This window comes from Gillisia sp. Hel_I_29, assembly GCF_000744275.1.
Classification (GTDB): domain Bacteria; phylum Bacteroidota; class Bacteroidia; order Flavobacteriales; family Flavobacteriaceae; genus Gillisia.
In genome coordinates this window covers 951,933-976,428 of sequence record NZ_JQLP01000005.1, presented here as the reverse complement: position 1 = coordinate 976,428, position 24,496 = coordinate 951,933, and the positions used below count along the sequence as shown (strand labels likewise).

General features: G+C 34.0%; 26 protein-coding genes. 11 read left to right on the top strand and 15 right to left on the bottom strand.

The features are described from left to right. Window positions 1-25 precede the first annotated feature (25 nt). On the top strand, window positions 26-694 hold the full coding sequence (locus P163_RS09490; RefSeq protein ID WP_034890105.1) for a YceI family protein: 669 nt from the start codon (window positions 26-28) through the stop codon (window positions 692-694). A gap of 52 nt (window positions 695-746) precedes the next feature. Here the strand turns inward: P163_RS09490 and P163_RS09485 are convergent, their stop codons facing one another. The 3 genes from P163_RS09485 to P163_RS09475 form a co-directional block, all read right to left on the bottom strand. Then, complete coding sequence (locus P163_RS09485; RefSeq protein WP_034890102.1) at window positions 747-1,649, bottom strand: TIGR01777 family oxidoreductase; 903 nt, start codon at window positions 1,647-1,649, stop codon at window positions 747-749. A gap of 67 nt (window positions 1,650-1,716) precedes the next feature. Beyond that, window positions 1,717-2,391 (bottom strand): tRNA (5-methylaminomethyl-2-thiouridine)(34)-methyltransferase MnmD, encoded by a 675-nt coding sequence (gene mnmD, locus P163_RS09480; protein WP_034890099.1) that lies wholly within the window; start codon window positions 2,389-2,391, stop codon window positions 1,717-1,719. After that, the gene (locus tag P163_RS09475) at window positions 2,392-2,916 is read right to left on the bottom strand and encodes a DUF4920 domain-containing protein (RefSeq protein ID WP_034890096.1); all 525 of its coding nucleotides are present in this window, start codon (window positions 2,914-2,916) and stop codon (window positions 2,392-2,394) included. It lies immediately after the preceding gene. A 109-nt stretch (window positions 2,917-3,025) separates the two neighbouring features. Here P163_RS09475 and P163_RS09470 point away from each other — a divergent pair, with 109 nt between their 5' ends. Beyond that, a complete protein-coding gene (locus tag P163_RS09470) occupies window positions 3,026-4,099 on the top strand; it encodes a branched-chain amino acid aminotransferase (RefSeq protein WP_034890093.1) in 1,074 nt (357 codons plus the stop codon). Between the two features lie 46 nt (window positions 4,100-4,145). On the opposite strand, the gene P163_RS09465 is transcribed toward P163_RS09470, so the two are convergent. After that, window positions 4,146-4,532, bottom strand: a complete 387-nt coding sequence (locus tag P163_RS09465; protein WP_034890090.1) for a nucleoside triphosphate pyrophosphohydrolase family protein — start codon at window positions 4,530-4,532, stop codon at window positions 4,146-4,148. Window positions 4,533-4,580: 48 nt separating this feature from the next. Here P163_RS09465 and P163_RS09460 point away from each other — a divergent pair, with 48 nt between their 5' ends. Beyond that, entirely contained in the window at window positions 4,581-4,769 is a 189-nt protein-coding gene (locus P163_RS09460) for a hypothetical protein (protein WP_034890086.1), read from the top strand. A gap of 77 nt (window positions 4,770-4,846) precedes the next feature. Here P163_RS09460 and P163_RS09455 read toward each other — a convergent pair whose 3' ends face one another. Beyond that, on the bottom strand, window positions 4,847-6,910 hold the full coding sequence (locus P163_RS09455; RefSeq protein ID WP_034890083.1) for a dipeptidyl-peptidase 3 family protein: 2,064 nt from the start codon (window positions 6,908-6,910) through the stop codon (window positions 4,847-4,849). Window positions 6,911-7,000: 90 nt separating this feature from the next. Here P163_RS09455 and P163_RS09450 point away from each other — a divergent pair, with 90 nt between their 5' ends. Beyond that, the gene (locus P163_RS09450) at window positions 7,001-8,056 is read left to right on the top strand and encodes an SRPBCC family protein (protein ID WP_034890079.1); all 1,056 of its coding nucleotides are present in this window, start codon (window positions 7,001-7,003) and stop codon (window positions 8,054-8,056) included. Between the two features lie 4 nt (window positions 8,057-8,060). Next, window positions 8,061-8,432 (top strand): fluoride efflux transporter CrcB, encoded by a 372-nt coding sequence (crcB, locus tag P163_RS09445; RefSeq protein ID WP_034890076.1) that lies wholly within the window; start codon window positions 8,061-8,063, stop codon window positions 8,430-8,432. On the opposite strand, the gene P163_RS09440 is transcribed toward crcB, so the two are convergent. After that, entirely contained in the window at window positions 8,424-9,050 is a 627-nt protein-coding gene (locus P163_RS09440; RefSeq protein WP_034890073.1) for a DUF1684 domain-containing protein, read from the bottom strand. The two genes, crcB and P163_RS09440, sit on opposite strands and share 9 nt — an antisense overlap. Window positions 9,051-9,131: 81 nt before the next feature. On the opposite strand from P163_RS09440, the gene P163_RS09435 reads away from it, so the two are divergent. After that, window positions 9,132-10,352 (top strand): MDR family MFS transporter, encoded by a 1,221-nt coding sequence (locus P163_RS09435; RefSeq protein ID WP_034894204.1) that lies wholly within the window; start codon window positions 9,132-9,134, stop codon window positions 10,350-10,352. On the opposite strand, the gene P163_RS09430 is transcribed toward P163_RS09435, so the two are convergent. Together P163_RS09430 and P163_RS09425 are read right to left on the bottom strand one after the other, a co-directional pair. Next, on the bottom strand, window positions 10,333-11,748 hold the full coding sequence (locus tag P163_RS09430; RefSeq protein WP_156100678.1) for a hypothetical protein: 1,416 nt from the start codon (window positions 11,746-11,748) through the stop codon (window positions 10,333-10,335). The two genes, P163_RS09435 and P163_RS09430, sit on opposite strands and share 20 nt — an antisense overlap. Before the next feature lie 101 nt (window positions 11,749-11,849). Then, window positions 11,850-12,047, bottom strand: a complete 198-nt coding sequence (locus P163_RS09425) for a DUF1328 domain-containing protein (protein WP_034890066.1) — start codon at window positions 12,045-12,047, stop codon at window positions 11,850-11,852. Window positions 12,048-12,303: 256 nt separating this feature from the next. Here P163_RS09425 and P163_RS09420 point away from each other — a divergent pair, with 256 nt between their 5' ends. After that, window positions 12,304-13,581 carry a DEAD/DEAH box helicase gene (locus P163_RS09420; protein WP_034890063.1) on the top strand — a complete coding sequence of 426 codons (1,278 nt, stop codon included), beginning with the start codon at window positions 12,304-12,306 and terminating at the stop codon, window positions 13,579-13,581. Next, window positions 13,559-14,467, top strand: a complete 909-nt coding sequence (locus tag P163_RS09415) for a class I SAM-dependent methyltransferase (RefSeq protein ID WP_034890060.1) — start codon at window positions 13,559-13,561, stop codon at window positions 14,465-14,467. The genes P163_RS09420 and P163_RS09415 overlap by 23 nt, the downstream gene beginning before the upstream one ends. 5 nt (window positions 14,468-14,472) lie before the next feature. Here the strand turns inward: P163_RS09415 and P163_RS09410 are convergent, their stop codons facing one another. After that, window positions 14,473-14,922 (bottom strand): Lrp/AsnC family transcriptional regulator, encoded by a 450-nt coding sequence (locus P163_RS09410; protein WP_034890057.1) that lies wholly within the window; start codon window positions 14,920-14,922, stop codon window positions 14,473-14,475. A gap of 125 nt (window positions 14,923-15,047) precedes the next feature. On the opposite strand from P163_RS09410, the gene P163_RS09405 reads away from it, so the two are divergent. Beyond that, window positions 15,048-15,449, top strand: coding sequence for a hypothetical protein (locus tag P163_RS09405; protein WP_034890053.1), 402 nt, complete (start codon window positions 15,048-15,050; stop codon window positions 15,447-15,449). Here the strand turns inward: P163_RS09405 and P163_RS09400 are convergent, their stop codons facing one another. Further along, window positions 15,450-16,082 carry a MarC family protein gene (locus P163_RS09400; protein WP_034890050.1) on the bottom strand — a complete coding sequence of 211 codons (633 nt, stop codon included), beginning with the start codon at window positions 16,080-16,082 and terminating at the stop codon, window positions 15,450-15,452. It abuts the gene before it with no gap. A gap of 137 nt (window positions 16,083-16,219) precedes the next feature. Then, window positions 16,220-19,651, bottom strand: a complete 3,432-nt coding sequence (locus tag P163_RS09395; protein ID WP_034890047.1) for a methylmalonyl-CoA mutase family protein — start codon at window positions 19,649-19,651, stop codon at window positions 16,220-16,222. A gap of 225 nt (window positions 19,652-19,876) precedes the next feature. Between P163_RS09395 and P163_RS09390 the strand changes: the two genes are divergently transcribed. Together P163_RS09390 and P163_RS09385 are read left to right on the top strand one after the other, a co-directional pair. Beyond that, on the top strand, window positions 19,877-20,581 hold the full coding sequence (locus tag P163_RS09390) for a DUF4197 domain-containing protein (RefSeq protein WP_034890044.1): 705 nt from the start codon (window positions 19,877-19,879) through the stop codon (window positions 20,579-20,581). A gap of 106 nt (window positions 20,582-20,687) precedes the next feature. Beyond that, window positions 20,688-20,882, top strand: a complete 195-nt coding sequence (locus tag P163_RS09385) for a Lacal_2735 family protein (protein WP_316930071.1) — start codon at window positions 20,688-20,690, stop codon at window positions 20,880-20,882. Here the strand turns inward: P163_RS09385 and P163_RS09380 are convergent, their stop codons facing one another. From P163_RS09380 to P163_RS09365, 4 genes are all read right to left on the bottom strand, one after another. Next, entirely contained in the window at window positions 20,883-21,659 is a 777-nt protein-coding gene (locus P163_RS09380; RefSeq protein WP_034890042.1) for an ABC transporter substrate-binding protein, read from the bottom strand. A 7-nt stretch (window positions 21,660-21,666) separates the two neighbouring features. After that, window positions 21,667-22,485: an orotidine-5'-phosphate decarboxylase gene (gene pyrF, locus P163_RS09375; RefSeq protein ID WP_034890040.1), complete on the bottom strand. Its 819-nt coding sequence runs from the start codon at window positions 22,483-22,485 to the stop codon at window positions 21,667-21,669. An 84-nt stretch (window positions 22,486-22,569) separates the two neighbouring features. Continuing rightward, the gene (gene prfA, locus P163_RS09370; RefSeq protein WP_034890037.1) at window positions 22,570-23,646 is read right to left on the bottom strand and encodes a peptide chain release factor 1; all 1,077 of its coding nucleotides are present in this window, start codon (window positions 23,644-23,646) and stop codon (window positions 22,570-22,572) included. 83 nt (window positions 23,647-23,729) lie between these two features. Continuing rightward, the gene (locus P163_RS09365) at window positions 23,730-24,443 is read right to left on the bottom strand and encodes a hypothetical protein (RefSeq protein ID WP_034890036.1); all 714 of its coding nucleotides are present in this window, start codon (window positions 24,441-24,443) and stop codon (window positions 23,730-23,732) included. Window positions 24,444-24,496: the final 53 nt, after the last annotated feature.

Here is a 24,496-nt window from a genome sequence, read left to right as displayed (position 1 = left end):
CAAATTAAATTTTTAAAGGAAAACCATGAAAAAAACTATTTTAAATTTATGTCTTGTAGGAGGAATTGCTCTTGCTACTGTAGCATGTAAGAATGAAAATAATAATGCAGAAACTACAGATGCTCAAGAAGTTGCTAGCGCAAATGAGGCTGCTGTAGAATTTGTTGTAGATACTACTAATTCTACCATAGAATGGAAAGGTGAAAAACCTGCTGGGTCTCATAATGGAGTCATTAGCATCTCTGAAGGAACTTTTACTGCCAACGATAGTTTGATAGAATCTGGATCTTTTGTGATTAATATGAATTCTATTGAAGTTCAGGATCTTGAAGGTGATGATAAAGCAAACTTGGAAAATCATTTGAAAGGTACTGTTGAAGGAAAAGAAAGTGATTTCTTTAATGTAAAGGAATTTCCAAAAGCTACTTTTGAAATTACCGGTGTTAATGAAGTTGAAGGAAACACAATGTTACGTGGTAATCTTACCATGAAAGGGGAGACCAAGAACGTTGAATTTCCTGTAAATATTGATGTTGATGGTGATGAACTTGAGTTAACAAGTGAATCTTTCACAATAGACCGTACACAATGGGGTATAAAATTTATGTCTAAATCTGTAATGGATAATTTAGGTGATAAATTTATTAGTGATGATATTACACTTACAGTAAAGGTTAAAGCTAAGAAAGCTTAATATTTACATCAATATATTTAAGAACCAGGCTCTAAAAGCCTGGTTCATTTTTTTATAAAATATCTTCTAAAGCCTTGATTAAATTTTTAAATTGAAAATCATAACCCGTAGCTATTATTTTCTCTGCACTGACTAATTGACTTGAAAGAACAACTGCAGACATTTCTCCTAACGCTGCTTTTAAAGCGATGGCCGGAACATTTGGTAACCAAATAGATTTCCCTAGCACTTTAGCTATTCCATTAATAAGTTCCTTATTAGTAACAGGTCCAGGGGCTACAGCATTATATGTTCCCGATAATTTATTTTGAAGAACATGTACAAATACTCCTGCAAGATCCTGTAGATGAATCCAAGATTGCCACTGTTTACCACTACCCAAAGCTGTTCCAACGTTTAGGGAAATAGGTTCTTTCATCTTTTGTAAGGCTCCACCATCTTTAGCAAGAACTAATCCTATTCTCACCTTAGAAACTTCCATTCCTAGGTCTGTAAATAGATTTGCCGCTTCCTCCCATTTTACTACCACTTCTCCTAAAAAGGAATCGTCTACACCATTATCTTCTTCTGTATAAAGTTTTTGCAGAGAACTTGGATAAATACCAATTGCACTAGCCGAGATAAAATTAGGTATTTCAATTTCAGATGCCTCGAGCGTTTTATATAGTAGTGCGGCGGTATCTACTCTACTAGAAATTATTTCTTTTTTATAACTATCTGTCCATCGTTCTGCAATACTTGCTCCCGCTAAGTGAATAATTGCATCTACATCATTAAAACAAGACTTGTCTATTTCTTGCTGTTCCGGATTCCAATAAAACCCCTTAAATTCGGGCTTGTTCTCTATCTTATCTTTGCTGGTAGTTAAATAATTCACAGAAATATCTGCCTGATGGCATTTTCTTGTGATCTCTTTCCCTATAAGACCTGTTGCACCTGTGATTAAAACCTTCATTTTTTTATTGACAAGGTATTAAACTGTGCTGGCAAATAAGAAGCATTTATAACAGGTTTAACAGGCGTTAAACTTTAGTTGCTCTTAACATCTCGCGTTTACCCGGAGGCCCCTGCAATCTTTCTACTTTAAAACCTACCTCTAACATTGCTCTTCTTACAGAGCCCTTAGCGGCATAGGTAACCAAAACACCATCTTGCTTGGTGGCTTTAAACATTTTCTCAAAGATCTCTACTGTCCATAGGTCTGGTTGAACACGTGCTCCAAATGCATCAAAATAAATAAGATCATAGGTTTCTACGTCTTCAATTTGATGAAAGAATTTTTGTTGTTTGGTTAAAGTTAGGTTTTCACAGATCTTATTCGCCTCTTCCCATGATGATTCATGCAACTTATTAAATATATCTTTTGAATTCTCTAATTTTATTTCTTCAGCAAAATTTAGCTGAATTACTTCCTCCACAGCTACCGGGTATGCCTCTACCCCTGTATAATTAATAAAGATTTCTTTAGCTTCAACAGCCTCCCAGGTAACCATGGCATTAAGACCAGTACCAAATCCAATCTCCAGAATAGAAATTTCTTTACAATTATCTCGCTCCAGAATTTTCTTAAGACCCATTTCAATAAAGACATGTCTTGCCTCTTGTATTGCACCGTGTTTAGAATGATATTGTTCATTCCATTCTGGCATATGTATGGTAGTAGAACCATCTCCGGTAGTAATAATCTCTCTTTTCATTTATTTATTATCAGCTACCAATACTCCATCTGCTATAAAAGATAATGTTCTTTTAGGTTTGGTAATAGCATTTATTTCTTCTTCAGATTTCCCTCCATCTTTTGCATAATGCTGTTGCTCCTCTACAGATACTTCAGAAACAAATGCCTTTCCATGAACAACTACTTCTTGCTGTTCAATATCTTTTGGTACAAAAAAACCGTAGTCTTTAAATTTTACCATTACAGTTTCTTCCTCGTTTGGAAGATCTAAAGTCATCCAACAACCTTTACTCTTACAAACCTCGTTTACGGTAGAAGTAAACTTCATAGGAATTGTATCTCCAGGTTTTAAGGTATTATAGGTGTTTTCCATTTCTAATGCAGAAACACTTTTATCTTCACCTAATTCTGCACCATAGTTCTGATACTTTTGATCATCTAATACTGCCGATGCTTCAACCTCCATACTTTTTTCCTCTTGAGAATTCTTACAAGAAATTATTAAAAGGACAGAAAATACTGCAAAAAGACTTAATTTTTTCATAATAATTTTAATTTAATGACTGTAAATCAATAACCTGTCAAATTTAGCAAAACTTTCAATTTTGATTCTAGTAATATTTCGGTAAATTTGCAATCTAAATTTTGACATAATGAAAAACGATGCAACCATCGCCCTTGATATTGTAAAAGCCCCTACCTCTAAAATTGATTCTGTAGACTTTGAGAACCTTAACTTCGGGCACATCTTTACAGATCATATGATGATTTGCGACTATAAGAATGGCGCCTGGCAAACTCCACAAATTAAGCCATACGGGGCAATTCAACTAGATCCTGCTGCTAAAGTATTCCATTATGGACAAGCGGTTTTTGAAGGAATGAAAGCCTTCAAAGACGACAAAGATAATATCTGGATGTTTAGACCAGAAGAAAATTTTAATAGAATTAATAAATCTTCTCATAGATTAGCAATTCCAGAATTTCCAAGAAATCACTTTTTTACTGTTTTGGAAGAATTGTTGAAAATGGAAAAAGATTGGATAAAGAAAGGTTTTGGAAATTCTCTATACATAAGACCTTTTGTTATTGCTACAGAACCTGGTGTACTTGCCTCTCCAGGAACAGAATACAAATTCATGATAATATGTTCTCCTGCAAAATCTTACTACAACGGTGAGGTTAGAGTACAATTTTCTGAAAGATTTAGTCGTGCTGCAGATGGTGGTGTTGGTTACGCTAAAGCTGCCGGGAATTATGGAGCACAATTTTACCCAACTAATCTAGCTAAGGCAGAAGGTTTCCAGCAGATTATCTGGACAGATGCTAATTCTCACGAATTCTTAGAAGAAGCTGGAACAATGAATATCTTCTTCAGAATAAATGATACGTTGATCACAGCACCAACTAACGACAGAATTTTAGATGGTATTACCAGAAAAAGTTTGATTCAATTAGCAGAGGAAGATGGAATTAATGTTGAGGTAAGAAGAGTTGCTGTAAAAGAGATAGTGGAGGCTGCAAAAGACGGTTCTTTAAAAGAGATCTTTGGTACCGGAACTGCTGCTGTAATTAACCCTATTCAAGGATTTGGGCATAAAGGGGAACGTTATGAGATCAAAAATCTTACAGACTCTTACGCTACTTATTTTAAAGAACGAATGATGAAGATCCAATACAATCTTGCTGAAGACAAATTTGGATGGAGATATCTTGTTAAAGAATAATTTCTTTTTATATATAATTAAAAAGCCTCTTGTTAAGAGGCTTTTCTTATTTACTCAAGATCTCATTAAAATTAGGCTTAAAGTAATTTGGCCCTTTTAGAACTTTCCCATCTTCTCTATAGATAGGCCTTCCATCTTCTCCTAGTTTGCTCATATTGCTTCTTTGTATCTCATCAAAGATCTCTTCTATCTTATGCTGCATTCCATGTTCTATAATGGTGCCGCATAGAATATAGAGCATATCACCTAATGCGTCTGCAACTTCAGTAATATCATTATTATTTGCAGCTTCCAAGTACTCTTCATTTTCTTCCTGCATTAAATTGAATCTCAATAAATTCTTGGCTGCTCCAAGATCTGCCACGGGCTTCTCATTACTACCTAGACCAAATGCATCATGAAATTTACGAACGCTATCTATTCTCTTTTTCATTATAATGAATGAGTTTTAAAAGTTAACTTTGTATAAAAATAGCTAAAAATGTTTAGTACCGGTCAATGGGTTTTTGCAGCCATCTTCTTTATTTCATTTGTAACCATTATTATATACAGTTATAGAAAAGACCTTCAGCTTCATAAAAAATATTATAAAGGTAGCTTATACGTGCTCGTAGGATTTTTGGTATTTATAGGTTTACTATTTGTTATCAAAAAATTCTTGCACGAGTAGTTTCTTATCCTTTTTACAAATAAAAAAACCTCATCAATATAATTGATGAGGTTTTTTTATTCTGTTTTACTTTCAGCTTATTTAGCCTCAGTAACTTTAGATTCTTTCTTCACTTTTAAGAAATTATAGTTCTTAGAGTAACTAAGCATTTGCGCTTGAAAATCTTCAGGTTGCTCAATTTTGATCGACTTAATTTCTCTATTATCATCCATTTCTGGAACTAATACTGGATTAACAAAACCGCTGTAAGGTGCAGATTTAAACTGCGCATTTCTATCCAGCACTTCTTTATGAATTGCCTGATCTACTTTCACACCATAATTCTCAACCAGATTCTTAGCTGCATTAAAATCTCCTTCAGATTTAATACGCTGTGTTTCTTTAAGTAATTCTCCAAAAAGCGCTCTTAACTTATCGTAATCTTTAATATCATAATAAGTCTTTCCATCTCTGGAAATTTTCTCGATAACATTTTCTGCTTTACCTTTTTCAAAAACCCAAGCACTTACCCACTGGCGATTTCTCATATGAGCTTCTTCCACATCATCTCCCTGATTCAATCTTCTTAATTGCGTAAGTAATCCATTTCTAATATAACCATCATAAGCAGCCATACCAGTTTTTTTATAATCATCTGTTAAGCCTAATTCTTGAATTTTTGGATCCATTAAATAGTAAAGCCCTACTAAATCTGCTCTACCCTCTTCCATAGTAGAAGCATAGTTTTTTAGGGTTTCTTTGGTTTCTCCAACTCCAGGATTCAACTGCCCTGAAGCATGTCCTACCACCTCATGCAATGCTGTATGCAATTTATCTGCATTCTTACCATACTCTTCTTCCAATTCAATCTCTTTTTCATCATTGGCAAACTCTTTTAGAACTCCAGAGCTTCCTGCATTGTTATAAGCACCAATGATATTTCCTAAAGAAACAGATTTACTTCCATGAGCCGCTCTAATCCAGTTAGCATTTGGAAGATTAACTCCTATTGGTGTACTTGGAGAAGCATCTCCAGCTTCACCAGCCACAATAACCGTTTTATACGTTACACCAACAACAGAATCTTTTTTATGCTCTGGCATTAATGGAGCGTTATCTTCAAACCACTGCACGTTCTTTTCCAGAACCTGCATTTTCTTAGACATTTCGAAATCTTTTATTTGAATGATACTCTCATAAGAACCTCTGTATCCCAAAGGATCGTTATATACTTCAATAAAACTATTAATGTAGTCTATATTCCCTTCGGTAGCTTCTACCCAAGCAACATTATAATCATCCCAAGTTTGAAGATCTCCAGTTTGGTAATATTTAATAAGAAGTCCAAAGGCATTGGCTTGTTTTTCATTTTCTGCCACACCTTTTGCTTTTTCCAACCACTTAATTATTTCATCTATAGCAGCACCGTAAAGACCACCACTTTTCCAAACTTTTTCAATTAGTTTTCCATTCTCTTTAACCAAAGTAGAATTTAATCCAAAAGAAAGCGGCTTATTAGCATTTGGAGAAGATTTCTTCTTATAAAAAGCTTCTGCTTCTGCAGCCGTTACATCTGGTCCATAAAAATTAATTGCAGACCCTTCCAACAATCCTTTTGAAGGATCTAAGTTCACCTTTTTAGCATCTTTATCATTAAAGATAACTTCGTAAGGTTCTCCTGTAAGTTCTGTATTAGTTTCTTTTAATAAAGTATCAAAATATTCTTTATTAAATTCTGGTTTCATCTTATCATTAGAGTAATGATGGTGAATCCCATTAGAGAACCATACTCTTTTCATGTAAGTAACATAAGAATTCCAATCTTCAGAATCTTTATCACCCTCATAGGTGTTATAAATATTTTCTAACGCATCTCTAATTTCAAGGTTATGTCTATAGTTCTGATCCCACATAATATCACGCCCGCTAAGACCTGCTTGCGTAAGATAATAAACCAGCTTCTGCTCTTTTAAAGAAAGATTCTCCCACCCCGGAATCTGGTAACGCAATACTTTAATATCAGCAAATTCTTCTACTGTAAAGTTAAAGGTAGTATCAACTTTTACATCGGCTTCAGCTAATTGATTATCCTTTGTATCATCTTTACAGGAAAACAGTAAAATAGACGCCGTAAAAAGCGTCAATAGAAATTTAGGTTTCATATAATTTTGTTTATTTTGATGCAAATGTAAGAATTCGCGTCTTGTAAATTAACTATATTAGCATTTTGAACCAATAACCCCCTCAAATAGATGAAAATTATTAAATATTTATTCTTTCTTATTTTAATTGCAATAATTGCAGGGGCCATCTATATAGCTACTAAAGATGGAAACTATCAGGTAGAAGACAGTATAAATGTTGCAGCACCAACCAGTGTTGTTTATAATGAAGTAAATGATTTCCGTAACTGGGAAAATTGGGGACCATGGATGGATGATGCAGATGATTTAATTTTAGATTATGGCTCTAAAGCCAGCGGTGAAGGTGGTTCATACTCTTGGAAAAGCGAAGATATGGGTGATGGAAATATTATTACCACTAAGGCTATTCCAAATAATTCTATAGAGCAGGAATTAAATTTTAAATCTACCTATGGCGAATCTACCAGCGATGTTTATTGGAAATTTGAAGATGCAGAAGATGGTACACTCGTTACTTGGGGCATAAAAGGCTCTCAAAGTTTCATGGAAAAGTTAGGATTTGCTTTTAAAGATGAATCCTTTTCTAATATGCTTAAACCGATGTTAGCAGAAGGTTTAGATAAATTGAAAAAGGTTACAGAAGATAAAATGAATGCTTATTCTATAAATGTAGATGGCATTACACAGCATGGTGGAGGATTTTATATGTACACAACTACAGCTTCTAAAGTAAGCCAAGTGAGAGTGAAGATGCCGAAAATGTTTACTGATGTTTCTTTATATATGAAGCAAAATAATATTACCGAATCTGGTAATCCATTTGTATTATATAATCAATGGGATAAACAAAACAACTCTGCTATCTATTCTGTTGGAATTTTTACTCCAAGCTTAGTGATTACCCCTGCAGAGAGTTCTATACTTAATGGAATGCTACCCGTTCAAAAAGTTGTTAAGACCACTTTAAAGGGTGATTATAAATATATGCAGAGGGCTTGGGATAAATCGTACCAATATATTTCTGATAACAATTTACAACCATCTGAAGATCAAGCGGTTTTTGAGGTTTATAAAGTAAGCGCAGCACAGACACAAAATCCATCTCTTTGGATCACAGAAATATATATTCCTTTAATACAGCCAGAAGTAGAAATTCTAAACTAGTTTTATGAAAGCCTTATTAATGGTTTTTTTAGGAGGAGGCTTGGGAAGTGTTTTAAGATATGCTATCTCAAAATATTTAAATCAGCTTCCGTTCCAAGTACCATTAGGAACACTAACCGTAAATATTTTAGGAAGCTTGCTGTTAGGCCTTTTTTTAGGTATAGCTTTAAAAGGTGGTCAACTTTCTAATAATATGATCTTATTTTTAGCTACAGGATTTTGTGGTGGTTTTACTACCTTTTCTACTTTTGCTTTTGAAAATCAGGAACTTTTGAAAGCCGGAGATTATTTTAACTTCTCTATTTATACTTTTGGAAGTTTACTTGCTGGATTTACTGCTATATTTATTGGTTTATTCCTGTCAAAATTAGTGTAAAAAATCTTTAGCATTATAACTCACCCCTACTGGAATTGCTATGTCTAAATCATTTTCTACAGGAAGAATAGGACAAGCATATTTTTTACTGTAAGCGCAGTAAGGATTGTAAGCTTTATTAAAATCTAGAGTTACCTTTTTAGATAAAGGTAATAACAAGTCTATATATCTACCTCCGCCATAAGTTATATCTCCATTAGTAAGATCTGTAAAAGGCAAAAATAAGTAGTCTGCATATTCCGGTTTTCGCAATAGATCCTGACTTTGATAGACGTTCAACTTCAAATTCTTTCCTTTCAGCTTAAAATATAATTCTCCATACTTAACATAAATTGGAGTGCGCTTTTTTGTAGTAGGCATTTCAAAAGGAGATTCAAAAGGTGTTCTAATAAATTCTGCTTCAACCACATAGGTAGTATCAATTTTTAAGAAGGTAAGACTTTTAAAAACTTTTCTCTCTTCAATAGTTAAAGGAGATTCGGCAGGATCTTTAAATTCTTTATTGATGTTACGCTGAAATTCTAACACACTTTCCTTTTCAGAAGTTTGAGCCGCAACGCAAAATGTTTCAAACATAATTAACAACAACACTATTCTCTTTAATCTTAAAAATGACATAATTCACTATTTAGTTGATTCAAATTAGAGAATAATATTAGCGAAAATTAATCTAATTTTGAGATCTATCTCTTATCAATGATTAGTAGAATATACCGCTCTTATATAGATTCTTTTAGCGACTTAAGGAAGGAAGTTTGGCTTTTAGCATTTATTACCTTTATAAATCGTGCCGGAACCATGGTTATACCCTTCCTTTCTTTATATCTAACTAAGAGCAGAGGATTTTCTTTAGAGCAAGTTGGATGGATCTTAACATTTTTTGGACTAGGTTCTGTAGCAGGATCATGGTTAGGAGGAAAACTCGTAGATACTATAGGCCACTACAAAACAATGACCGGAAGTTTGATCTTATCTTCTGTTCTATTTGTACTACTTCAATTCCCAACAACCTTTTGGGGAATCTGTGCAGGTATATTTTTGGTGATGATGGTGGCAGATATGTTTCGACCCGCAGTATTTGTAGCAATTAGCGCATATAGCAAGCCTGAAAACAGAACCAGATCTGTAACGCTTATAAGATTGGCTATTAATTTGGGATTTTCTGCCGGTCCGGCTTTAGGCGGACTAATAATAGCTACTTCAGGGTACAGCGGACTTTTTTGGGTAGATGGTATTACCTGCTTGGCAGCAGGATTATTGTTATTGAAATTATTACATCCTAAGAAGGCTATAGAAAATAAACTTGAAGAAAACTTAAATCCGCTTGGGGTTATGAGTGATAGACCTTATTTACTTTTTATAGTATCTATGATCTTATTTGGATTTATATTCATTCAATACTTCTCTACCATGCCTTTGTACTATGCTCAAGGCTTCAAAATGTCTGAATTTGAAATTGGATTATTATTAGGCATGAACGGCTTTTTGATATTTTTATTAGAAATGCCCCTAATAAAATATCTGGAAAGTAGGAAGTTTAACCCTATTGGTTTAATGATTTGGGGTACCGCTTTGGTAGGAATAAGTTTCTTACTAGTAAACCTAAGCGGATTAATAGGGATACTAATTGTTGGAATGATATTTCTTACAATAGGAGAAATGATAGCCTTCCCATTCTCTAATACATTTGCTTTAAAGAGAGCAGAAAGAGGTAAACAAGGATCTTATATGGCACTTTACAGTATCGCTTTTTCTACTAGCCACATCTTTGGACATAATTCGGGAATGCAACTTATAGAAAATTTTGGCTATGAATTTACGTGGTACACAATGGTATTTTTAGCTATCCTAGCCTGTGCGCTTCTTGTCTGGCTGAAAATTACAATAAGAAAAGAAGCTATTAGTTCTCCTCCAAATTAAGATTATAGAATTTAGATCTTCCCAAGTATTTCCTGATAACCTTGTTATATTCCGGGCTTAATTTAAGATCCAAGGTTCCTGGGATAGTATAAAGTGCATCTAAATTATCATAGCCGGTTTTTAAGAGATCTTCTAAGTAAAGCAGCGCTGTTTCGTAGTCTCCATCTGAGGCACTTAATGATATTACTTTAAAATATCCTTTTGGGTTTTCTTTATCAAAGATAGTTTGTAATACAGCTGTAAAGACTAATAGATCTATACTGGATCCTTGCTCCTCAAACTGTACAAGAGATAATTGCGCCATATTTTGAAGATATCCTTGCAATCTATAACCCATTCTCGCTTCTGCAATATTTTCAGAACCCTTGTTTTCTTCTAGCTCTTTAATTTGCTGATTCCAATATCCGAGATTTTCAAAATTTATCTGTGCCAGATCATCCGCTAAATAATAGGAAAATTCAGACTTCTTAATGTTTTCTGTGGTGATGGCTTTGGCAAAATTTCTTCTTTGAGATCTATAGATCTTATTTTTTTTAATTTCTTTCTGCATTTCTCTGATGATATCCTGAGAACCTTCTACTGGAAATTTTTGAGACATAAGATCTAGAAATTCATAGGCTTCATAAAAACTTAACTTTCTTCTTAAATTCTCTGCGATTCGAAGATCGTACTCAAATAACTTCTGTGCAGAATTACCATTTACTGTTGAGTCTGATTTAAGTCTTTGAAGCGTAAACTCAGATATACCGCTATAGATAAGATCTGCTGAAGGATATTCCTTTGCACTTGTAAATGAGTAAATACGAGAGGGGTATCCTATTTTGGAAATATAACTACTGATATCGCTGAGCCTATAATAATCTGGATCTTTATAATCTATCATGCCCACAAAAGCATATCCTTTATTTTTTTTCAGAAACTCTGAGTTAATCCAGAAATCTCCAATAGCCATCACACCTTTAATATCTGTTCGAATAGCAGAGACCGCCATGGCAGCTTCTGCTCCTGCATTACTACCGGTGGTATAAATAGCATTCTTATCAATAGAAAAATAAGCCTGTACGGTCTCTATTAATCTATCACCAATTTCTACATTTTTTAAAAGATCCAGATCCTTCGAGACATTATTGGAAGCCGCAATTATATAACCTTGCTCTTCTCCTATCTTTTTAAATAATTGTGTAACTATTTTACCTCTCCCTTCAGAATCAAAAATTACAATAATAGGCCAGGTCTTTTCTGTTGTATAAGAAGTTGGCAGGTATACAGAAAAAGTTTCATTTGAGGCATTTGCCACAATCAAACTATCTGTTACGATACCTTTTTTAAGCGTTAATTGCTGTGCTGAAATTAGCACACTAGAGAACATGAAGAAAGTTAGGAATAGATATTTCAAGAATTCAAGATTTAAAACATCAAGTTAGAATAAATTGAGCATATAAAAAAAGGCCTCTATCATAGAGACCTTAAGGGCTTTTTCTAAACAAAATGTTGGGATTATTTTTTAACTCTTTGCAATTTCATATTTTCAGTTTCTGGGAAAAAGATTTTTGCTAATACTGAGATCACCAATAGATCGGCAAATATCACAAATAACACTCTCACCGCCGGTATACCAAAAAAGTTCATTCCTGTAAAGCCTATTAAACCTGTTATAACGGTTAATGCAAGGAATATTAAAGTATAATTTTTCATAGCGTATTATTTTTATCAAAGATAACTACAGAGTTGTCGCACAAGTATTAAAGAAATTACAATTACGCAGATTTTAACTAAATTATATTCATAACGTAAAAGAGTGTTAAAATTTGGCATTGCTTGCCTTAAACTTCCTACTTCAGAATAAAGCCCTATCTTTGCAGCCGGTTGCGATCTTCTCCGACAACGCAACATTTACACATAGTCTGCCCCAGAACAAATTTTCAAGCGGCGCAGCATTTATAATTCATACATGACATTTAACGATTTACAATTAACTGAACCTTTACAAAAGGCAGTACAAAAAGTGGGATATACCAATCCTACCCCTATACAAGCACAATCTATACCCGCAATATTAAAAGGACGCGACGTTCTAGGTTGCGCCCAAACCGGAACAGGAAAAACAGCCGCTTTCTCCATTCCTACAATACAACTATTAAACTCAAATTCTCAAAACAATGGTCGCAGAACAGACATTAAATGTTTGATCTTAACACCTACAAGAGAACTTGCTATTCAAATTGGTGAAAGCCTTGCTGATTATGGACGATTCACCAATCTTAAACATCTTGTGATCTTTGGTGGTGTTCCTCAAAATTCTCAGGTTAATGCGTTAAGAAATGGAGTAGACATTTTAGTGGCAACCCCAGGAAGATTGTTGGATCTGATGGATCAAGGTTTTATCTCTCTTTCCAAAATTGAAATTTTCACCTTAGATGAAGCAGATAGAATGCTTGATATGGGATTTGTTCATGATGTAAAAAAAGTGATCAAAAAAATTCCTCAAAAACGTCAAACTTTATTCTTCTCTGCTACCATGCCAGATTCTATTCTAGATCTTGCCAATAGTATTTTAGATAATCCGGTAAAAGTTGAAGTTACACCAGTATCTTCTACTGCGGAAATGATACAGCAAGAAGTATATTTTATAGATAAAGCGAATAAGAAGAATTTGCTTATTGACCTCTTACAGGATAATGATGCAGATAGAGTGCTTGTTTTTACAAGAACTAAACATGGTGCTAATAAGGTGGTTAAAGACCTTATGAAGGAAAATATAAAAGCGGAAGCCATTCACGGGAATAAAACTCAGAATGCAAGACAGAAAGCTTTAAAGAACTTTAAAGACAAGACTACCCGCGTACTTGTAGCTACAGATATTGCAGCTCGTGGAATAGATATAGATGAGTTGGCTTTGGTAATTAATTACGAAGTCCCAAACATAGCAGAAACTTATGTTCATCGTATAGGAAGAACAGGTAGAGCTGGAGCTAGTGGTAAAGCTATTTCTTTTTCAGATTATGAGGAAAAATCATACATTAGAGATATTCAAAAATTAATAGATCAGAAGATTCCTGTAATTGAAGGTCATAATTATCCAATGGAGCTCTTTGAAGTTCCGGCAAAGAAACCTCAACAAAGAAGACCATCAAGAAACCAGAGCAAACCTTCTAATTCTAAGCGAACAAACTCAAATTCTAATAATAATTCTAAGGGCAGAAGTTTTGACAGATCCAAAGCTAAATAAAGGACATTCTGAAAATTACTTTGGAGACTACAGAGATTTTTGGTGGAACAAGGCATTTCTTGATCTCACTGCCAATAGGCTTGAGCTATCCAGAATTGGATCTATGCTAGATGTAGGTTGTGGAAATGGACATTGGACGAGGTTACTTGCACCATACCTTTCTCACAACGCTTCTATTACGGCAGTAGATAGTGATGTTAGGTGGTATTCAGAAAATAAAGAACTAGAAGGACATATCTATAATTTAGATAGGTCCTTCAATTTATTAAAAGGAGATGCTCAAAATCTGCCTTTTGAAGATGATCATTTTGAAATGGTTACCTGCCAAACAGTTCTTATTCATGTTCCTCACCCGCAAAAAGCGCTTAAAGAAATGCTTCGAGTTTTAAAACCTGGCGGAATTTTGCTATGTGTAGAACCAAACAATATCGTTCAAAGCTTAACCAAAACATCGCTTACTAAAAATGATTCTATAGAGGAAACTCTAGACCACATTAAATATAGATTGATCATAGAAAGAGGTAAGAAAAATATGGGTCGAGGAGATAATTCTCTAGGTGATCTCTTACCGGGAATGTTTGCATTGGAAGAACTTAAGAATATTGAAGTTAGATTGTCTGACAAAGCGATTGCAATGTATCCTCCTTACAATAATGAGGAACAAGTAGCAACCTTAAAACAATGGATGAAGGGAAGTTCCTGGAAATCTAATACTCAAAAAGATATAGATTTTTTTAGTGCTGCAGGGGAAGAATATATGCAGTTCTATTTTGAGTATCAGGAAAAATACTCAAGGAGAGATGAGCATGTAATGGGCGCATTACAAAGAGAGCAGTATCATGCTGCAGGAGGCTCAATGATGTATCTTGTAAGTGGAATTAAATAAATAGTTTATCTACCCCCCCTACTTTTTATAGGTGCATGTTCTACGACATTAGATAGAATAATATGCGTTTTTGTTTCTCCGTAGGTAATTAGCTTATCTATAAATTCTTCTAAGTGAGTTTGATCGAATAAGACCACTTCCATAATAATATTTTCATTACCGGTGATCCTGTAACAATTAATCACTTCTTTAAATTCTTTTACCTTCTCTAAAAAAGGCTTGAGTCTTCCCATAAAAGCTCTTAAGGTAATAACTGCTTTTAATTGATGTCCTGTTTTGTGATAGGAAACCTCAGCTTTATAGCCCTTTATAATTCCTTTATCTTCCATCTTCTTAACTCGCTCTGCTACTGCAGGAGAGGTTAAACCAACTTTTCTGCCAATCTCCGCAAACGATTGACGAGCATTGATCTGCAACTCATCTAGTATTAACCAGTTTATTCTATCTAAAGGCATTTTTAAATATTTTAAGACTAAAATTACATAATATTAAAGTAATAGCGCAATTATGCTTTAAATATTAAAGCATGACCATCAGCATTCTTGCTATTTTTATGAAACGTAAGAAATTATAGTTTTATATGGAATCTAATTTTACTCAATTAAAAGTTTACCAAAAAGCTCAGGAGATCTTTAAGGTATCTCGCGCCATTGCATGTATTATTAGTGACAATAAAAATGTGATGGAAATGGGAATTTCCAATAACTATAATTATCATTTTGCTGGAGAAATAGTATCAGACTCTCTAAGATTGGTGCCAAGTTTGGCAGTGGTACATAATACCTCCAATTCTTCTTTAAGATTAAAACGTGCTAATAATATTAGAAAGTCTGCCAAAAGAATGCTTATAAAGTGCAGAAAGTTAGAATTTAATGGAGTGAAGGAAACAGAGTTCTTAAATCTTCTAAAATCTGAGATCCTTCAATTTGAAAACCTATTTACAGATTGGCTAAATAATCTTCACTACAAGAAAGACGAGTAGTTATTTAAGTAGCACATCTTCTGTAAAGAATGCCAATTTTACACCCTGTATAAACATATTGGTACCTATAATGGCTATGATCAATCCCATGATCTTCTCTATTACCACGATTTTATTGGCACCTATATATTTCACCAAATATTCGCTAGAGATAAAAGCCAAATAGTTAAGCCACATAATTAAGGCTAACATAGAGATAATAATAACTAATTCTATGTATCCTGCAGTAGTTGTATAGTTCATTGCAGTAACTATAGTTCCAGGTCCTGCAAGAATAGGGATAGCTAATGGAGAGATCGAGATACCTTCATTAAAGTTTACCTCAGTTTGGTTATCTATACTAGATTCTTGAGAACGTATCATTTCAAACCCAACAAAGAATATTAAAATTCCTCCCGTGATCTTAAATGCTGGAATTGTTAAACCAAAAAGATCGAAAATATATTTACCCAGAATTATAAATCCGGTAACAATAATAAAAGCAGTGATAGTAGCCTTTTTAGATATTTTCTTTTTGGTAGCTCTATCTGCCTGTTTAGTAAGACTGATAAAAATCGGAATATTCCCAGCGGGACTATTAATCGCGAAGAAACCTGTAAATACAGCTATAGCAAATAACCACAGATTTTCCATTAGATTAGTTTTAAGAAGCTGCGAAGTTAAATTAATTTTTTGGATTAAATAATTATCTAATACATTTTGAAAATAAAAAAAGCGCTACCCTTTTAACTAAAGAGTAGCGCCTTTTATTCAATTATATACTCTAACAATTACATATTTCTTCTATACTGTCCGCCAACTTCGAACATTGCCTGAGTGATCTGCCCTAGAGAACAAACTTTTGTAGCTTCCATAAGAACTTCAAATAAATTCTCATTATTAATAGCAGCTTCTCTAATTTTAACCAATGAACGTTCTGCATCATTTTCTTTCGCCTTCTGCAAATTTTGAAGGGTCGTAATTTGATATTGCTTTTCTTCCTCTGTTGCTCTAATTACCTCTCCCGGTGTAACCGTTGGAGAACCTGTAGAACTCAAGAATGTATTTACACCAATAATTGGAAATTCACCATTATGCTTCAATGTTTCATAATACAAGCTTTCTTCCTGTATCTTGCTACGTTGGTACATGGTTTCCATAGCACCAAGAACACCACCTCTTTCTGTTATTCTATCAAATTCTAAAAGAACTGCTTCTTCTACAAGATCTGTCAATTCTTCAATAATGAAAGCACCTTGAATTGGGTTTTCATTTTTGGTTAGCCCTAACTCTTTATTGATAATTAACTGAATTGCCATTGCTCTTCTTACAGAAGCTTCTGTAGGCGTAGTAATAGCCTCATCATACGCATTGGTATGTAAGGAATTACAGTTATCGTAAATTGCATAAAGTGCTTGAAGCGTTGTTCTAATATCATTAAAATCTATCTCCTGAGCATGCAAGGATCTTCCAGAAGTTTGAATGTGATATTTCAACATTTGAGCTCTTGGATTAGCTCCATATTTATATTTTAATGCTTTAGCCCATATCTTACGTGCCACTCTACCAATTACCGCATATTCAGGATCTATTCCGTTAGAGAAAAAGAAGGAAAGGTTTGGACCAAATTTATTGATGTCCATTCCTCTGCTTAAGTAATACTCTACATACGTAAAGCCGTTAGCCAATGTTAAAGCCAATTGAGTAACAGGATTTGCCCCTGCTTCTGCTATGTGATAACCAGATATAGATACCGAATAAAAGTTTCTTACTTTTTCTTCAATAAAATATTCTTGAACATCTCCCATCAATCTCAAAGCAAATTCTGTAGAGAAAATACAGGTATTCTGTGCCTGATCTTCTTTTAATATATCTGCCTGTACCGTACCACGAACAACACTTAAGGTATGTTTTTTAATGTCTTCATAAATATCTGAAGGTAAAACCTGATCTCCGGTAACTCCTAACAGCATAAGACCTAAACCATTATTACCTTCCGGTAATTTTCCCTGATAAAATGGTCTATCTACTTCTTTATCCTTATAGAGCTTATCGATTTTTTCTTCAACTTCTCTCTCTAATCCATTTTCAACAATATACTTCTCACATTGCTGATCTATGGCAGCATTCATAAAAAACCCAAGTAACATTGGTGCCGGACCGTTAATGGTCATACTCACCGATGTCATTGCATCTGCAAGATCAAAACCTGAATATAACTTCTTAGCATCGTCTAAACAGCAAATCGAAACTCCTGCATTACCAATCTTTCCGTAGATATCTGGTCTAAAATCTGGATCGTTACCATAAAGAGTAACAGAATCGAACGCTGTAGATAGACGTTTTGCCGGTAGCCCCTGACTTACGTAATGAAAACGCCTGTTGGTACGCTCTGGCCCACCTTCTCCCGCAAACATTCTGGTTGGATCTTCTCCAGCTCTTTTAAACGGATAAAGCCCTGCTGTATAAGGAAATTCTCCCGGTACATTTTCTTGAAGACACCATCTTAGAATATCTCCCCAAGCTTGATACTTTGGCAAAGCTATTTTCGGGATCTGCGTATGCGAAAGAGATTCTGTATGAGTCTCCACTTTTATCTCTTTGTCACGTACCTTGAAAGAATAAATCGGCTCTTTATATTTATTTACTTTTTCGCTCCAACCGGTAATAACTTCCCAATTATATGGATCTAGATCCATTTTTACGCGATCGAATTCTTTCTTTAGAAGATCTGAAAGATCTGAGTTTTGTTCAGTTTTACTTTCTTCTAAACTCTCTTCATCCAAACCGTATTGAGAAAGTGTTGGCTTAACATTGGTTACAGATTCTATTGTTTTATAAATTCCATAAAGCTTTTGCGCAACTTCCACTTGAGAATCTGCTTTCTCATCATAACTTCTATTATTCTCGGAGATCTCAGAAAGATATCTGGTTCTTTTTGGCGGAATGATGAAGATCTTCTCACTTTTATCATCACTTATCTCGAAAGTAGAATTAAATTTAGATCCGGTTTTCTCATCCACTTTATTGATGATATTACTATAAAGTGTATTCATTCCAGGGTCATTAAACTGAGAAGCAATAGTTCCATAAACAGGAAGCTTTTCTGCATCTTCATGCCATAACTGATGATTTCTTTGATATTGCTTTTTCACATCACGAAGTGCATCCAAGGCTCCACGTTTATCAAATTTGTTTATTGCTACTAGATCTGCAAAATCTAACATATCTATTTTCTCTAACTGAGTAGCAGCACCAAATTCTGGTGTCATTACATAAAGAGAAGCATCAGAATGTTCTAAAATTTCAGTATCAGATTGCCCAATTCCAGAGGTTTCTAAAATAATTAGATCATATTGAGCTGCTTTTAGCACATCTACAGCTTCAGCAACATACTTAGACAATGCAAGGTTGGATTGTCTTGTTGCCAAGGAACGCATATAAACTCTGGTGTTATTAATCGCATTCATTCTAATTCTATCTCCTAATAGTGCTCCACCCGTTTTTTTCTTTGATGGATCTACAGATATAATTCCAATGGTTTTCTCCGGAAAGTCGATCAAGAATCTTCTTACTAATTCATCTACCAAAGAAGATTTTCCAGACCCACCGGTTCCGGTAATTCCAAGAACTGGAGTTTTAAGCTCTGGCATTTTTATTTTATCGAAAACCTTTTTAAAGTCTTCGTGTCTATTTTCAGCTAAAGAAATTAAACGTGCAATAGTGTTTACATCTTTATTTTTCAGCAATTCTTCAGCTTGACTTTCCTTTTCTAATTTTGGAGTGGGTGTATCTGCAGTTCTTACCAGATCATTAATCATCCCTTGCAATCCCATTTCTCTACCATCATCTGGAGCATAGATCCTGGTTACACCATAATCCATAAGTTCTTTGATCTCTTCAGGAAGTATTACTCCACCTCCACCACCAAAGATCTTAATGTGCGCTGCTCCTTTTTCTTTAAGCAGATCATACATATACTTAAAGTATTCATTATGTCCTCCCTGATAAGAAGTCATTGCAATAGCATTGGCATCTTCCTGAATGGCACAATTAACCACTTCTTCAACACTTCTATCATGTCCTAAATGAATTACTTCAACCCCGGTAGATTGAATAATTCTTCTCATAATATTTATAGCAGCATCATGTCCATCAAAAAGAGAGGCAGCTGTTACTATTCTAACTTTATTCTGAGGTATATAAGGAGCTTGTACTTCCATTGGTAAATTTTAAATTTTGATTCCGCAATTTACGAATTTCGTAATGAACTTTCGAAATAGAGAAATATTTTAAAGATTTACAGATTATAAAACGCATCAAGAATTAAATTACCAACTTAAAATGCTATTTATTATTTATTTATAAATAAAGGTTTTAGTAAAACTATAACATGACTACAGCTAAATAAATCAGACTTTTATAGAAATTTTGAAATCGTTCATATTATGAAAAAACTTCTACTTCTTTTAATACTTCCTTTATTTTTAGGATGTGCAGAATTACAAGATATCGCTTCACAACTTCCAAATTCTGAATATGGGGTTACTAATACCGAAATTTCTTCCGGACTAAGAGAGGCATTAAATTTGGGAATAGATAGGCAAGTTAACAAGTTAACCCAGGAAGATGGTTTTTTCAAAAATGAGCTTGTAAGAATTTCGCTTCCTCCAGAACTTCAAAAAGTTGATCAAACCTTACGTAGTGTTGGATTAAGCTCTTTAGCAGATGAAGGATTGAAAGTATTGAATAGAGCTGCTGAAGATGCGGTGAAAGAAGCAACACCAATCTTTGTAAGCGCTGTTCAGCAAATAACTTTTAATGATGCAAGAAATATTCTTTTAGGAAATAATACAGCTGCTACATCTTATTTAACTTCAAAAACTGAAGATCAACTATACTCTAAGTTTAATCCGGTTATTTCTAATTCTTTAGATAAGGTGGGTGCAACTCAAGTATGGAGCAATATTATTGCGAAATATAATAATTTACCACTGGCTAGCAAGGTGAATCCCGATCTTCCTGATTATGTTACTAATGAGGCTTTGAAAGGAGTTTATAAAATGATTGCAGTAGAAGAACAGCAAATTAGAACAGATCTTGCGTCTAGAACGTCAAGACTATTACAACGAGTCTTTTCTCTACAAGATTAACAGATTTAACGATATAATTCCATTACCTTGTAAATATTACAAAACCTTTAACCTGAGGTTAATAAAATATAAGGGCATAAGCCCCTAATTTTGTAACCTAAAGTAGATGATGATGTTAGGAAACTTATTTTATAAAAGTGAAGAAGATAGATTGTGTCAAAAATATTCTGAATTGATGAGTCAATCATTTAGGGTTGCGCTACACAACAAAGAAAAAAGCGACAAAATTAGAGCAAGAGCTAAAAAGATCTTACTTCAACTTAAAAAAATGAATTGTAAAAAAATAGACAAAAGCTTATAGCTAATTATTAAGAAAACTTATTGTCTTAAAGTAGTCGAAAGCTTTCAACAAACGGGATCCATACCAGCTAAAATATTCTCCGTTTACTAAAATTGTTTTTGTATTAAAGAGTTTATCTATTTCTGAAATATGTTTTTCCCTAAAAGGATAAGGTTCTGAGCTTAGTAAAACGATGTCGATATCCAAATCCTTCAACATTTCCGGTGTTACAACCGGATATCTATCCGCACTGTTTTTATATACGTTATCGCAGTTATTTAATTCTAACATAGAATTGATAAAGGTATTTCCACCTACTGCCATCCATGGATCTTTCCAAATTAGGTAAACAACTTTTTTTATGCGATTATCTATGTTTAATTCACCTTTTTTATACTGAATAGCGTTAACCAATTGGGATGCTTGCTCTGTTCTTTTGAATATTTCACCATATTGCAGAATTAACTGATAGGTATCTTCTAATGTAATAACATTAGATACATGAACGGAAGCTATCTTTTCTAATGCCAAGACCATCTCTTCTGTGTTCTCCTCTTTATTGCAAAGAATAATATCTGGCTTTAAGTCTGCTATCTTATTAAAATGAACATTCTTAGTGCCTCCTACAATTTTCTTTTCCTTCTTAAGACCTTCAGGATGAACGCAAAATTTTGTAATTCCTACTATTGAATCTTTAAGACCTAAAGAACATAATAGTTCTGTTTGACTAGGCACTAAAGAAATTATCCTCTTAGGAATTTGGGTAATATCTAACAACCTACCTAGTTGATCTTTCATCAGCCTTTTAGAGATTCTTCATTAGCTCAGACATTTCGCGTTGCATAACTTCAGCCTTAGCTGCAGCGATCTCTGCGAAATTTGAACTTTCTGATGCATATATAATTCCTCTAGACGAATTCACTAATAATCCAACATTTTTATTCATACCATATTTACAAACTTCTTCCAAACTACCACCCTGAGCACCAACGCCAGGAACTAGAAGAAAACTATCTGGTACGATCTTTCTAATTTCAGCTAAATACTCGGCTTTTGTAGCTCCCACTACATACATTAATCTTTCTGAATTTTCCCAGGTCTTGGAAACTTCAATCACCTTTTTATATAATTGGGTATCATCAGTTTTTAGCGTCTGAAAATCAAAAGCGCCTTCATTAGAAGTTAAGGCTAGTAAAATGGTGTGTTTATTTCTGATGTAAAGAAAAGGTTCTACAGAATCTTTACCCATATACGGTGCAACGGTTACAGAATCAAACGCCATTTCTTGTAAAAATGCTTTTGCGTACATGGAAGAAGTGTTTCCAATATCTCCACGCTTAGCATCTGCAATGGTGAAAAGTTGCGGATAATTCTCATTAAGATATTCTATGGTTTTATTTAGCGCTTTCCATCCCTTTTTACCATGAGCCTCATAAAAAGCTGTATTGGGCTTATAAGCTATCGCAAATTGATGAGTTGCATCTATAATAGCTTTATTAAACTCGAAGATAGGATCTTCTTCAGAAAGTAAGTAGGTGGGGATTTTTTCTAGATCTGTATCCAAGCCTATACAAAGAAAAGATCTTTTCTTAAAAATTTGCTCTACAAGCGCTTCGGTGGTCATAACAAATAAGGTTTGAGGTAAAGATAATTTACTTATTAGATATAAAAAAATCCCGCAGTTGCGGGATTTTGTATGTGAAACAGTTTAAAATACGTCGCTGTTCTCTTTTAATTTTTCTGTATTCTCTACTAGCTGAAGTTCATCAATAATTTTTTGAATATCTCCACTAATAATATTGGAAAGATCGTAAAGCGTAAGATTTATACGATGATCTGTAACTCTTCCCTGAGAATAATTATAAGTTCTAATTTTAGCACTTCTATCTCCACTGGCAACCATAGAGTTCCTCTTCGCAGAATCTGCCTCCATTTTCTTTGCAAGTTCCATTTCATATAATCGAGAACGCAATACTCTAAATGCTTTCTCTTTATTCTTATGCTGAGATTTTTGATCTTGACACTGCGCTACCAATCCTGTAGGTACGTGAGTTAAACGTACTGCAGAATATGTGGTATTTACAGACTGACCTCCAGGGCCTGAAGAACAGAAATAGTCTACTCTCACATCTTTTGGGTTGATCTCTACATCAAACTCTTCTGCTTCTGGTAAAACCATAACTGTAGCTGCAGAAGTATGCACTCTACCTTGAGTCTCTGTTTGAGGAACACGTTGAACACGGTGAACACCGGCTTCAAATTTTAAAGTACCATAAACATCTTCTCCAGAGATCTCAAAGATCATCTCTTTAAAACCACCACTGGTACCTTCATTATAATCTACAATATTGGCTTTCCAGCCTCTGCTTTCTGCATATTTATTGTACATCTTATAAAGATCTCCAGCAAAAATACTCGCCTCATCTCCACCGGTACCTGCACGAATTTCCATCACAACGTTCTTAGCGTCTTCAGGATCTTTAGGCACCAACATCATTCTTATCTTCTCTTCTAATCCAGGAACTTGAGATTTAGCCTCGTCGAGTTGCATCTTTGCCATCTCTGTCATTTCTGCATCACTTCCATCTGCAATCACTTCCTGAGCTTCTGCAATATTATCTGTAAGACGAATGTATTTTTCACGCTCATCCATGAGCGCTTTTAAATCTTTGTATTCTTTATTAAGTTCTACATAACGCTTTTGATCTTGCATAATATCGGGTTGAATGATAAGATCATTTACCTCGTCAAAACGTTGCTTCACTATATTCAGCTTCTCAATCATAAAATTTAGGATGATTTTTCGAGTCAAATTTACGATAAATCGATGGATTTAACAGAATTTGAATTACAGGTTTACTAGAAAAATTATGTAGCTTTCTGAATTTCTTCAGAATTATATGGAATCACTCGAGAATCCAAAGAAGTAAATTTAACAAGAGATCCTATCCCAATTAAATAAAATATCCCATATAGATCATAAAAACTACCAGAATTCGGAAAAGAGCTAATAATTAAAGTGAGATCACTTCCTACAAGTAAGAATATGGTAATGATTAAAATACGGCTACTGTTATTTTGATACTTACTATTAAAATAAAATGTAAAAACCATTAAGCAAAACGATGCAATACTAAAAAGTATAAAAATAATGGAAGCCATTGGATCATGATCTTCCACTGAAATGATTTCGAATAAAAGATAGAACATTACAGCGTTGAGCGCTAGCACGAGAATAAAGAGCATTGTTTGAAAATAATTTTGCCATAAGATCCTTACATATCTTCTTAAGTGCAATACTAAAGCTATATAAGATATCCCTCCCAAAACCATTTTTGAGTTCTCTAAATGAATTCTTGAATAATTAATTAAAAGATTATCTGAAATAACAACTACTAAAAAAGCTGTGATTAGATAATATTGATCTTTTTGAAGGTCCTTAAAAAATAGAATTCCGAAGAAAAAATAGGTAAAGTTTCTTAACCATCTACTCTCTAGTAGTCCAAATTGTAAGATAACAATACTGTTAAGAATAAGAAGAACTATTCCTATGATAAATGAAACATGATTTAAACGTGCCATTAAAATAAAATTACACGAAGAAGTACGATAAAACAGCTCGGGTGGTTTTATTA